The sequence below is a fragment of the Paenibacillus sp. NPDC101420 genome (assembly GCF_050277435.1).
In the GTDB taxonomy this organism is placed as follows: Bacteria; Bacillota; Bacilli; order Paenibacillales; family Paenibacillaceae; genus Paenibacillus_AQ.
The window spans coordinates 154,186-167,539 of the sequence record NZ_JBNNSE010000009.1 but is presented as its reverse complement, the minus strand read 5'-3'; the positions used below and the strand labels follow the sequence as shown (position 1 = coordinate 167,539).

Annotated in this window: 5 protein-coding genes; all 5 read left to right on the top strand. The window is 46.1% G+C overall.

Annotation, left to right across the window (positions count from 1 at the left end; all coding sequences use genetic code 11):
- Positions 1-339: 339 nt before the first annotated feature.
- The 5 genes from ACQKMP_RS27410 (at position 340) to ACQKMP_RS27390 (ending at position 12,755) form a co-directional block, all read left to right on the top strand.
- On the top strand, positions 340-3,360 hold the full coding sequence (locus ACQKMP_RS27410) for a DUF4855 domain-containing protein (RefSeq protein ID WP_427472080.1): 3,021 nt from the start codon (positions 340-342) through the stop codon (positions 3,358-3,360).
- Positions 3,361-3,640: 280 nt separating this feature from the next.
- Positions 3,641-4,210, top strand: a complete 570-nt coding sequence (locus ACQKMP_RS27405) for an SF0329 family protein (protein ID WP_427472078.1) — start codon at positions 3,641-3,643, stop codon at positions 4,208-4,210.
- Positions 4,211-4,694: 484 nt separating this feature from the next.
- Positions 4,695-4,844, top strand: a complete 150-nt coding sequence (gene scfA, locus ACQKMP_RS27400) for a six-cysteine ranthipeptide SCIFF (protein ID WP_076098734.1) — start codon at positions 4,695-4,697, stop codon at positions 4,842-4,844.
- A 122-nt stretch (positions 4,845-4,966) separates the two neighbouring features.
- On the top strand, positions 4,967-6,361 hold the full coding sequence (gene scfB / locus ACQKMP_RS27395; protein WP_427472076.1) for a thioether cross-link-forming SCIFF peptide maturase: 1,395 nt from the start codon (positions 4,967-4,969) through the stop codon (positions 6,359-6,361).
- Positions 6,362-6,752: 391 nt separating this feature from the next.
- Entirely contained in the window at positions 6,753-12,755 is a 6,003-nt protein-coding gene (locus ACQKMP_RS27390) for an S-layer homology domain-containing protein (protein WP_427472074.1), read from the top strand.
- Positions 12,756-13,354 lie beyond the last annotated feature (599 nt).

The window sequence follows — 13,354 nt, the reverse complement described above, 5'->3', positions numbered from 1 at the left end:
CGAGGGGTTGCGTTTTTTATTTGGCGGATTGCTTAGAGGACATTGATAGAAAAATAGGTAGGACCTAAGGAGGTAAGCGCTATCTTTATACCTATAAAAACGCGACGTGAAGGCCTTCATGTCAACAAGTGTATATCCAATGTCATTAATTATCTATTTGAAAGAAAGGCCACTTTTCATAATGTTACTTTAAGGACATTGACATATGTTATAAGCTTCTATGACGTGTCGGAATCTCGGAAGGGAGGAAAGAGCATCGAGGTAAGCTGAAATGGAAGCGCATACCATTTAGGAGATTGATGTTTCTTGACTCAAGAATCAGAAGGGAGTTCGTACGATATGAAGAGGAGTAGAAAATGGGTAGCTCTCGTCATGGTTGCGATCATGATCGTAACGATGATACCGATCGCGCAAGCGGAAGAGGCGCTGCCGCCTACACAGACAGAGGAACAGACACCAGCGAACCCGCCGGGCGAAGCCGATCCGGTCGAGGTGACGAATCCATCAGACCTACCCGGAGCAGGTACGGAGGGTGTTATTGCGTCAGTGTATGGGGCGGTATATCACAATCTTGCAGCGGGCTTATCTTATGAGTGGTCGCAAGAGCCGGAAGCTTCCTATCCGGATGAAGGCAACACACTTACGGATGGTATATATGGGGCAAGCAATAGATCCGACGTAGCATGGGTTGGGCATCATTTGGGTAAGACACGCGAAGTTGTGTTTGATTTGGGGGCGAAGAAATCACTCACGGGTATTAAAGCCAATTTCCTCGAAGATTGGCCAACGAACAATGTACTCGTGCCACTCACGGTATCGATGTACGTCTCCGATGACAAAGTGAACTGGGGACTGCTCAAAGACAATGCCACGCAGAAGCTGTGGAATGACGGCAAATACACGGAGACCTATGTGTGGGACGGCAGCAAGGACGGCATTAAAGCGGTCGGCCCAGATGCGAAAATCGCGTATGCTCGGTACGTGAAAGTGACATTCACAATGCATACGCGTGCAATGACCTTCGTGGATGAGATTGAAATCCTCGGTGAAGACGGCAAAGTTGCCGGAGCCATAACTGTTCCAATGCATACGCCGAAATTCTTGGCGGCAGGCGAAGCGACAGCGGGTATCGAGCATCTTGGACTTTTGTATAACGGGCAATATGCGAATGACTTAGGCATCTGGACGAAAGAACGGATCATTCCGAACATTAGTTATGTCGATAAGGACGGCAAGATTAAGGATCGACTCTTCGACGGCGTCCTGTATCTTGGCATTAACTCTCCAAATCCAGGTCGTGATTTCGGCGGGTGGGCTTATCTGGAAGATTGGAAATGGTATCTGGATAAGACCTTTGCGGTAGGCGGCGATATGGATGCGTTAAACGCAGCGGCTAAGGAAGTATCCGATGCGCTGAACGAGTCTGGCGTGAAGGAAAAGGTTGTCCTCATGATTCCGGATCCAGGTGAATCGATCACTAATTTCGGAGCTGTTGAACAAGGTGGAGAATCGCTGAACTTCAATGATTCCGTTGGCAAAGAGAAAGCCCTTGCGAACCGTGAAAAAGCAGTTCAATGGTGGCTGCAGCAAGTCAAATCGAGATGGGAAGCAAAAGGTTACGCTAACCTCGAGCTTGTAGGTATGTACTGGTTCGAAGAGCAAATCAGCACAAGCCAATCCGGACCGGATCTGATCCGTTCCGTGAGCAGCACCCTGCATGACATGGAAATTAGCGGCAAGGACCTGAAGTTCTTCTGGATTCCGCACTTCTTCGCTTATAAAGCGTTCATGTGGAAGGATGTCGGCTTCGATGCGGTGACGATCCAACCGAATTACTTCTTCGAGCCGACGGATATCGAACGCTTGGAGGATTCTGCGAATCTGGCGAAGCAGTATGGCATGTCCAATGAACTCGAGTTCGATGATCGGATGCTGACGGACGGCGTGTTCCGCGAGCGGTATATCGATTACTTGAACAGCGGTGCGAAGACAGGGCTTATGAAGGATGGCTTCAAATCGTATTACCAAGGCAACAATGCAGTCTATAACACCGCGGTAAGTAAAGATCCAGCGACACGCGTTCTTTACGACTGGCTGTATCAATTTGTTAAAGGAACGTATCAGGTCAACGAGGCTCCGCCTTCCGAGGTAGACGTGCAGATGAACGGCAAGCCGTTCCAGAGCGGGATGAAGCTGCCCGATTCAGAATCCGTATCCTTTACATGGAAACTTAGAACGGATGATGGTCTGACGAAAGTGACGGCGACGTATGACGGCAAGCCTTATACAGCGGGTACCGTTATTTCGCTTGCAGGCAAGCTTGGCAAGCATGAGCTTAACATTACCGTTACGGCGGGGCATATGGTGACTAAGTCATATGTTATCGAAGCAACGACAAATGCATCTGGTATGAAAGCGTTAGTCGACCGCTTCGAAAAAGCGAAGCAATTTACGAATTCTGCAACGGTGCGTTCTTTGAACAACTATTTGGAAATGATGAAGCGCTATGAAGGGAACGATGCAGCGCAAGTCACCAAGTATCTCAAAGGCTTTAACGCAAAGCTGGATGAATTCAAGAAGGCGGGTACGATAAAAGATGAGGCGTACAATACGCTGAAGGAAAGCATCTATTACCTCATAGGCAATTTGGCGCAGAATAAAACGGTAGAAGCTTCGTCGACCGAAGGCAATAATGCGAATTATGCACCGGCTAAAGCCGTCGATGGATTCCCTGCTTCAAGATGGGCGAGCGAATACGTGGACAATACTTGGTTCCTGGTCGATCTCGGTGAAGTGAAGGAAATGGATACAGTTCGAATCGATTGGGAATATGCTCGTGCAGATAAATACAAACTTTTTGTGTCGAACGATAAGCAGAACTGGATCAATGTCATGCCAAATGACGGAATTATTACCGCGCATGATGGCAAAGAAACGATTCAGTTCAACCCGGTCAAGGCAAGATACATGAAGTTACAAGGCATAAAAAGAGCAACCGATTACGGATATTCCATCTACGAGTTTGGTGTCTATAACCTCTCGGGCGCTGTAGACGTGAAAGGCATTGAGGGCATACAAGTAAAGGTTGACGAGGAAGCGAAAAAAGTAACGATTGATGGATTGCTGATGAATGGCGTCCTTACAAATGTGAAGTTGAAGGTGCTTGATTCGAAAGGCAAGGTTCAACTCGAAGATGAGACGAAGAGTACAGTCGCGGGAAGTTTCCAATTCACATTCAAACTTACAGGTAATTTAAAGGGAACCAATGAGGCGTATCTATCGACTGGCTATATGAACGAGCCTGTAAAAGTGACCTTTGAATACTCAAAAGAAAACCCGGGTAAAGGTCACGATAAGTAATGGAGAAATAATCATCCAAGCAGCAATACGACCCGCACTGAAACTTCCTGTACCGGTTATCAAATTATCTGTCCGAGTAAGACTAATAACCGAAGTAAAAACGTTTGAGGCGTAACATAACAAGCCGATTAGGTGCCAGACCACGGGGTCTATACCTAATCGGCTTGTTTCTATGTACAGTATCAAGATATTATTCAGGTTTTAGTGGGATTGTATTATGTATTGTATAATAGAACGACTGCCTCAGCAGGTATTTATAATATAGAACATAGGAGGATCCATGTCCTGGAGCAAATTGAAGCAACAACTGGAGAGTTTTCTCTGTCCTGCGTTATACGGCAGGGTTGAATATCGCGCAAGCAGTTACCGTTATTTACCTGATAAATCAGGGGATTGTTATATTTCGGTAGATAAAAAGAACGTACTTAATATGAATGATAGAACTAGCTCAATTAGATGGTATCAGACGGAGCAGGAGATTAAGAATGATTCAGATCTTCAAATTCCTATCAACCATGAAGACATTGAAGCGGTTAGAAAAGATAGTAAGGGGATCATCCCGGAGGATCGTTTAATAGTCATTGCAAGAAGCAGAAAAATATCAGAAGTTGCAAAGGCGCTTTTGTCAGCACAGACGTCATTAAGTAAATCGAATTTTATTGTTATAGCTACTAAGTATTTATCTATTTCCATAGAGGAGAGCTTAGAAAGCGACGATATCTTATTGAATATTCTAGCTTTAGTGGACAGACGAGTTGGAAAAAAGCGAATTTTAAACATGAGCGAGAAGATGAAGTTAAAGCATCCAAGTGTGCAATATTTTTATGAACTAAGGCGTAGTATATTATAAAAATAAATAACTTCATTGAATATTCAAGAAACACTCCCTACAAAAATCCCTAATTCTACGCGACTTCTTCCCACCATAACAATAGCCATGATAATGAGAGGGATGTTCGCATATAGTGCATATGGAATCGGAGAATGTCGCTCTACTGGTAAGGAAGGGTACAGTGTTATGAGATCCTTATATTTATTGGACTTTACGGACAAGTTTGAGGAAAAATCGTTATTGAAGAGATGGCATCATTGCTGTCTCTTTTTTGTTTCTTTGGTCACTTTTTTAGCATTGCTCTGACTCTGGTTCCCGCTACGGCATCCTACGATCACAAGTATGAAAGACTGCACGAAAATTAGCGTTGATGCTTATGTTCAAGCTCTCTCTGCTCTGCTAGGTGACGGGAATCATAGACGTACTTACGTGATGTTGCTACGATGTTCCATGGAAATTAAGTGAAAGTGATCACAAGAAATTACAGAAGGAGTTATTTATCGTGAAAAGAATCGTAACACTGAGCACCCGCAAACTGATGGACACCGCAAAACACGGCGGATGCGGCGCATGCCAGACATCTTGCCAATCCGCTTGTAAAACTTCCTGCGGCGTTGCAAACCAGAAGTGTGAAAATGCAATGAACAGATAAGATTCGGAATTTTACCGCCCATTGCTCTGCTGATGGGCGGCTATTTTTAAGAAATGGATACTATCCCTAAAGGATGGCAAAGCCGTTTCTACTTGTGTGCAAAAGGAGCTTGATTAGTAAGTATGATTCATCAATATAAACTAAACGGATACAATATCGTGCTCGATACCTATAGTGGCTCGGTGCATGTTGTTGATGACCTAGCATATGAAATTATAGCGGATTATGAGAAAACTTCTGCCGACCAAATCGTGACAACGCTGTTGGATAAATATAAAGATGATTCCAGCATTTCCGAGAGCGACATTCGAGAAACCATCGCGGATATCGAGGAACTTAAAAATGATGGACAGCTCTTTACAAAAGATGAGTATGAGAACCTCTCGCTCGATTTGAAAAAACGAAAAACTTATGTCAAGGCACTCTGCCTCAATGTTGCGCATACCTGTAATTTGTCATGCGACTATTGCTTCGCTAGCCAGGGGAAATACAACGGAGATAGGGCAATCATGAGCTATGAGGTTGGACAAAAAGCTATCGATTATCTGCTTGAAAATTCGGGTCATCATCGTAACCTGGACATCGACTTTTTTGGTGGAGAACCGCTCTTGGCTTGGAAAGTGGTTAAACAGATCGTAGCTTATGCAAGAAGCAAAGAACAAGAATACAAAAAAAAGTTCCGGTTCACCTTTACGACGAACGGAATGCTGCTGAACGATGAGGTCACTGAGTTTTTAAATCAGGAAATGTACAATGTCGTATTAAGCCTGGATGGAAGAAAAGAGGTTCATGACCGACTTCGCCAAACGGTTAACGGAAAAGGCAGCTACGATCATATTGTTCCGAAGTTCAAGGAATTCGTTCGTAAGCGCGGGGACCAAGAGTACTATGTTCGAGGAACTTACACTCGTAACAATGTCGATTTCACCAACGATATATTTCATATCGCAGACCTTGGTTTTGACAAGATCTCGATGGAACCAGTCATCTGTGATCCAAAGGAACCTTATGCACTTACCGAGGAGGACCTGCCGGAGATCTACAACCAGTACGAAATTCTCGCCAAGGAAATGATTGGACGTGATGAGCAAGGCAAGGGATTTACCTTTTATCATTACATGCTTGACCTCTCGGAAGGACCTTGCATCCAGAAGAGAATTACTGGCTGTGGTTCAGGAACCGAATATCTTGCTGTCACCCCCTGGGGTGAGCTTTTTCCTTGCCACCAGTTCGTCGGGGATGAAGAATACAGCATGGGAAACCTCTGGGATGGCATCACACAACCTGGGTTGCAATGTCAATTCCAAGAGAGCAACTGCTACTCGAAGCCGGAATGCAAGGACTGCTGGGCTAAACTCTACTGCAGCGGTGGTTGTCCTGCCAATGCACTGCACGCGACGGGTTCCCTCGTCGGAACCTATGACTTCAGCTGTGACGTCTTCCGCAAAAGAGTCGAATGTTCCATGATGGTAAAGGTTGATGAATCTATTAGAGCGATGGAAGGGCAATCTAGCTAGTTAACGTAACGGACGAATAAACTATAACCGAGAAATAGACACTTTTAAATAAAGTGCCTTTCTCGGTTTTTTTTGTATTAACTAGAACTATGATCATAGATCGTTTTTTCCATCGGCAATCAGGATGAGAAATTCAAAACGTGACGGCCTAATCTGTTTAATAGACAGAGAGGGCTTTTTTAATGTGCGAATCTATGATTTTTTCTTTGAACACAAATATATATGACTAAAGTCATATTAAATTCGTGATTTAGCGTATTTTTTTGTCGAAAAATAAACTATTTTCTAAGAAATGTCGATATAATAGGATAGAAATCTTCTATTCTGAATTAACTGCAATTACGGAAGCGTTAACAATTATATGAATAGTCATTCGACAAGGAGGAAAGCAATGTTAAAAAAGTTAGGCAAGATTGGATTGGCTTTTATATTAGTCATTGGACTGCTACCGATGATTTCACTCCGGGCATACGCTGCCATACCCTCATTCACCAAAACGGTGGACTTTCCCATTCAGCCTCCAGTTACAAACGCCTCGGGTAAGAATGTTTCTGATGTTGATGTTCTTCCTGACGGAAGTACCGCAGTAGTGTTGAACACATTCGCTTATCAAGGCAATTCCTATGTTTATTCTTATTTTTTAAAGATTTTTGACCGCACGGGAGCACTTAGATCAGATGTTGATCTTAGTAGTCTAATGGATATCTATTACAAAATGATTGATGTGAATATGCTTGCGCTAAGTGATGGAAGGATTCTGATTACTTACCATAAAAGCGACAGCGGCGATAACAATTTGCAATTGGGAACCGTTAGGGAGAGTACTCCCAATGCCTATTTCATGGTGCTAAACCAGTCAGGACAAAAGGTGGTCGGTCAGACACAGATTAATACATACTCTGCCGCCAGTACCCCGGCACTCACGCGCTTTGTCTCTATAACGGAATTGTCTGACGGAAATATAGCTTTTTCCTGGCAACGGAACGACAATATTAGCACGGCTACGCGTGTGTTCACTGTTGAGGGTAACCCAGTTTCGGGAGAAACACTTCTGGTTTCCCATAATGCGAGCATGTCTAATGTATCCGCTGGAGACGGTGTATATATGGTTGCTTACAATTCAGGAGTAGGACCCCAGACGGATACTGTTTATCTGAAAATATTCAGTAATAGTGGGACTCTGTTAAATACGATTAATAAAGGAATAAGAACGGATGAAAAACAGCTGTTTCTATCCACGTTGAACAACGGGAATTTCATGTTCAGCCAATATAGCTATAGAAACGGCACATCAACAGTCTCCTTATATGATAAGAACGGTACGAGCAAAGGTGATTTTACGGTAAATGGCTCTCTAGGCGAATCTTCGGCTGCTATTTATAGGGATGGTGCAAATCCGGGCTTTGTAACCGTAAGTACGGACCCCACTTCTACCAATGCCATCAATGATGCGTACAACAACTTTAAAGAATGGTCGGGAACGCAGTATGCTTACCTGAATTATTATGACAATGACGGTAACTTAGTCTTTACATCGGATCAGCCGGTGGATTCCGCTCCGGTGGCTATGCAGGGTTTCAATGAAGCCACTTGGATGTACGCTGTGGAATATTATCCAAGCTTCAAATTGTATCCCACCTTTGGTGACAAGCTTGTCTTGGTGACAACCGATAATACGGATGCTGATCATTATAGAATAACCGCTAAAATATTTGAGACGGGAGCTCCGGCACCAGCGGCTATCATTGACTATGCAGCTGAGCAACTGACCGGACTGACGCCAAACAGCGCCTACTCGGTTAACAATGGTACGGCAGTAATGGCGACAGCGGATGGTAAGCTGGCTATAGACATCAGCTGGTTTGGAACGTCAGTGAGCATTGTGAAGAAAGGCGATGGCTCGACGACAACGGATAGCCCGGCACAAATGCTGATTATTCCATCCCGTCCAGGGGCGCCGAATGGTGTAACGGTGACGAATGAAACGGCGATAAGTGCTAACGATGGTACATTGACTAACGTAACAACTGCGATGGAGTACAAGAAAGGTGTAGCGGGTACTTGGACGAATATTTCAGGTGCGACCGTAACGGGACTTGATCCGGACATGTACTATATCCGGACAAAAGCGACGGTGACGGCGTTTGCGTCAGAAGCGAAGAGCGTTACGGTGGCTACGTTTGTGGCAACACCGGAAGTGACACCGGCAGCCATCATTGATTATACGGCAGAGCAGTTAACCGGTCTGGCGCCAAACGGCTCGTATACGGTGAGCGGTACGGCACTAACAGCGACAACAGATGGAAAGCTGGCCATTAACAGTGGTTGGTTGGGTACGTCGCTGAGCATCGTGAAAAAAGGCAATGCCTCGACGACATTAGATAGCGCGGCGCAGATGCTAAGCATTCCGCCACGTGCAGGGGCGCCGACTGGTGTGATAGCGACGGATGAAACGGAGATCAGTGCTAACAATGGTACATTGACGAACGTGACAACCGAGATGGAATTCAAGAAAGGTACAGCAGGTGTATGGACGAGTGTAGCAGGTGTAACCGTAACGGGACTTTTTCCGGACACGTATTATGTGCGGACGAAAGCGACGACTACGGCATTTGCTTCAGAAGCGAAGATCGTGACGGTGGCTACGTTTGTGCCAACGCCGGAAGCGGCACCGGTAGCCACCATTGATTATGCGGCTGAGCAGTTAACAGGTTTAACGGCAAGCGGCTCGTACACGGTAAACGGGGCTTCGCTAACAGCGACAGCTGATGGCAAGCTAGCTATTGATAGCAGTTGGTTGGGAACGTCACTGAGCCTTGTGAAGAAGGGCAACAGTTCGACGACTACGGATAGCGCAGCACAGACGCTGAGCATTCCGATCCGTCCAGGGGCGCCGATAGGTATAACGGCGACGGACGAAACGGCAATAAATGCTAACAATGGTACACTGACGAACGTGACAACCGAAATGGAATACAAGAAGGGTGCGGCAGGTGCATGGAAGGAAGTGACGGGTGTAACCGTAACGGGACTAACTCCGGACACGTACCATGTGCGGACGAAAGCGACTGTGGCGGCATTTGCGTCAGCTTCAGTGCAAGTAGCGGTGGTTGCTTTTGTAGCAACACCGGAAGTGGCACCGACAGCTGTTATTGATTATTCGGCTGAACAATTGACAGGTCTCACGTCAAACAGCTCGTACACAGTAAACGGGGATTTGGTAACAGCGACAGCTAATGGACAATTAGCTATTGGTAACAGTTGGTTGGGAACGTCGCTAAGTATTGTGAAGAAAGGCAATGGCTCGACGACAACGGATAGTGCGGCGCAGACGTTAAGCATTCCGTCCCGTTCAGGGGTGCCGACTGGTGTAACGGCGACGGATGAAACGGCGATAAATGCCAACGATGGCAAATTGACGAACGTAACAACCGTGATGGAATACAAGAAGGGCACAGCAGGTGCATGGACGGATGTGTCAGGCACAACCGTGACAGGACTTATTCCGGACACATATTATGTGCGGACGAAAGCGACTTTGACAGCATTTGCGTCAGAAGCGAAGATCGTGACGGTGGCTAGGTTCGTGCCAACGCTGGAATTAACACCGACAGCCATCATTGACTATGCGGCAGAGCAGTTGACAGGCTTGACGCCAAGTGGCTTGTACACGGTAAATGGTTCAGCGGTTACGGCGACAGCGGATGGTAAGCTGGACATTAATAGTAGTTGGATAGGAACATCGCTAAGCATCGTGAAGAAGGGCAACAGCTCGACGACAACGGATAGCGCGGCGCAGACGCTAAGCATTCCGTCCCGTTCAGTGGCGCCGATTGGTGTGACAGCAACGGGTGAAACGGGATTGAACACAAATGATGGTACGCTCATCAATGTTACTACTGCAATGGAATACAAGAAAGGTACAGCAGGTGCATGGACAGATGTACCTGGTACAAGCGTGACGGGGCTTACTCCAGACACGTATTATGTGCGGACGAAAGCAACAGCGACGGCATTTAGCTCAGCTTCGGTGCAAGTGACGGTATCGGCATTCACGAAAATGCCAGAAGCGACGCCAGCGGCCGTCATCGACTATGCTACTGAACAGTTGGCAGGCCTGACGCCAAGTGGCTCATACATGGTAAACGATACAGCGATTACGGTGCCAGTAGATGGCAAGCTGGAAATTGATAGCAGCTGGTTGGGAACGTCACTGAGCATCCTTAAGAAAGGTGACGGTTCAAAAACTACGGACAGTGCGGTACAGACGTTAAGCATTCCATCTCGTGCAGCGGCTCCGGTAGGTGTGACTGTTACGGATGTAACGTACAATGGGGCTAATAACGGTACCATTCAGAATCTGACAGTCCAAATGGAATACAAAATAGGCAGCACTGGTCTTTGGACAGAAGTTACAGACACAATGATTACTGACCTTGCGCCGGACACGTATTATGTTCGGGAAAAGGCAACGGCAACAGCATTCGCTTCTAATGCTGCTCAGGTTATCGTTCATGACTCGAATGCGGTCATCCCGTCCGCACCTGAAGTCACAGCAGATGATCTGAACAATACGATTGTTGGTCTGGACACAAGTATGGAATTTTCAGTGGACGACGGACCATATATACGGTTCGACGGCACCAACTTGCCGGACTTGAGCGGTGAGCACATCGTTATGGTACGGGTGGTAGCTAGCGGGTCCGTTCCGGCGGGACCGGCAACTACGCTGACCTTTACAATTAATATGCTTAACCCTGCGGGTGGTTTGAACGTGATTGCCATCGATCCAAGTGGCTCGGTAAATAACGGCTATACTCAAATCACTGTTACGCCTGCATTGGCTGAAGGACATAAGCTCTTTTATAAGAACTTTGGCGCTGGTAGCATCGTCGTACCAAATGTGGGAGATGTCCTGGCTGGATACATGCTTGTAGGCATTGAGGGATTGGTTCCTGCGGCCAATGGGGATACGATTGGGATTGCAGAGCTAGATGCTGACGGCAAAGTGGTGAAATACGGTAGTGCAACAGCAGCTGTGGTGGCTGATACCGTAACACCTGGCACTGATCCGGTCAGCCCAGGAACCGGAGGGAACTCGAATAGCGGAACAACCCCCGGTAACGCGAACACAGTCGTTACCGATGTGATCGTCCTTGTTAACGGTAAGGAAGAGAATGCGGGCAAAGCAACAACAACGACCTCAGGAAACGTGGGAACAACTATTATCGTCGTTGACCCAGCTAAACTCCAAGCGAAGCTGGACGCGGAAGGTAATGGGGCGGTGGTGACCGTTCCTGTGACGCTGGATTCCAACATCATCGTCGCTGAGTTAAACGGTCAAATAATTAAGAATATGGAGAACGCATCGGCTACCCTAGTGTTTCAGACAAGCAAAGGTACTTATACTTTGCCAGCCGACGAAATCAATATTGATGCGTTAGCTAAAAAATTTGGAAGCGGCTTGAAGCTGGAAGATATCACACTGAAGATTACGATCAGCGAGACCTCACCATCCATGAACCAGGTAGTGGCGGGTGCGGCAAGCAGAGGTGGCTTTACACTCGTTGCACCGTCACTAGATTTCACTGTTACCGCTACTTACGGTACATCGACAGTGGAAGTAAGTCAGTTCAATGCTTACGTAGAGCGGATAGTGGCACTTCCAGGTGGTATTGCTCCGAATCGGATTACGACTGGAGTCGTTGTGGAGCCAGATGGCACAGTGCGCCATGTACCGACCAGATTCGTTCTGAAGGACGGCAAATACTACGCAGTTATTAAGAGTGTGACGAACAGTTCGTATTCTGTGATCTGGCATCCGCTGACTTTTGCGGATGTGGAGAATCATTGGGCGAAGGACGCAGTGAACGATATGGGATCTCGTCTAGTAATTAATGGAATGAACCAAACGACGTTCAACCCGAATGCAGATATCACCCGGGCAGAGTTCGCAGCGATTATTGTACGCGGTCTGGGACTGAAGCTTGGAGAAGGGAAGACAGCATTTGCAGATGTGCCAGCGAATAGCTGGTATGCAGGTGCGGTTGAAACGGCATCCGAGTACGGTCTGATCACTGGTTTTGAGGATGGGACATTCCAGCCGAATGCTCCAATCACACGCGAGCAAGCCATGAGCATTATCGCTAAAGCGATGAAGTTAACCGGCCTTGCGGACCAGACTAGTACAGTGGATGTGACAAGCGTACTGGCAGCCTTTACAGATGCTGGTAACATAGGTGTCTGGGCTAAGGACAGTCTGGCGCTTGCCGCCAAGGCTGGTTTAATTAGCGGCCGTGGCGACAATAAGCTGGAGGCAAAGGCTAATGTCACCCGTGCGGAAGTGGCAGTTCTGATTCAGCGGTTGCTGCAGAAGTCGGGTCTTATTGATTAGATTGGTGAGCAATGGAAGAGTGGATTCAGCATAGGGCTGAATCCGCTTTTTTTTTGTTAGTTGATCTAGTTTCTGGTCTATCTTGGATAGCCGCCATGTCTGGAATTGAAGTATCAATAAAATACGGAAGTTATGAAGGAGTTACGGCTCAAATCTATTTTATAGATATGACAAAGAGGATTGGAAGTGCAGGTAATGTAGGTACTATAAGATTATCGAATAGAGTTAAAATTACATATCACTCCGAAAATTAAGGATGGGTAAAAAAAGAGCCAGACTGCAATTTTTCGAGGTCTTTCTTTCCATTAAAAATGGGCATATCGTATAAGATTTGTTCCCGCTGTGTACTCGACGCATTTGGAGTCGGTGGCGTTATTAATGAGGAACAATAGAGAAGTCTGGATTTACTGTGATGGAGTGAGTTTTGGGAGTAGTATAGATGAGATGTAAAAATAAATAGAAGATGTAAAATAGTGAAGATTGCTGATTTTGACAAAAAACTTCGGAAAAACACCTGTTATATTAAAAAAAGGTGTTTTTTGGTTGTCTTCGTTATTGAAAAAAATTAATTTGTTTACTTTTACTGTGTTAGAATGCAA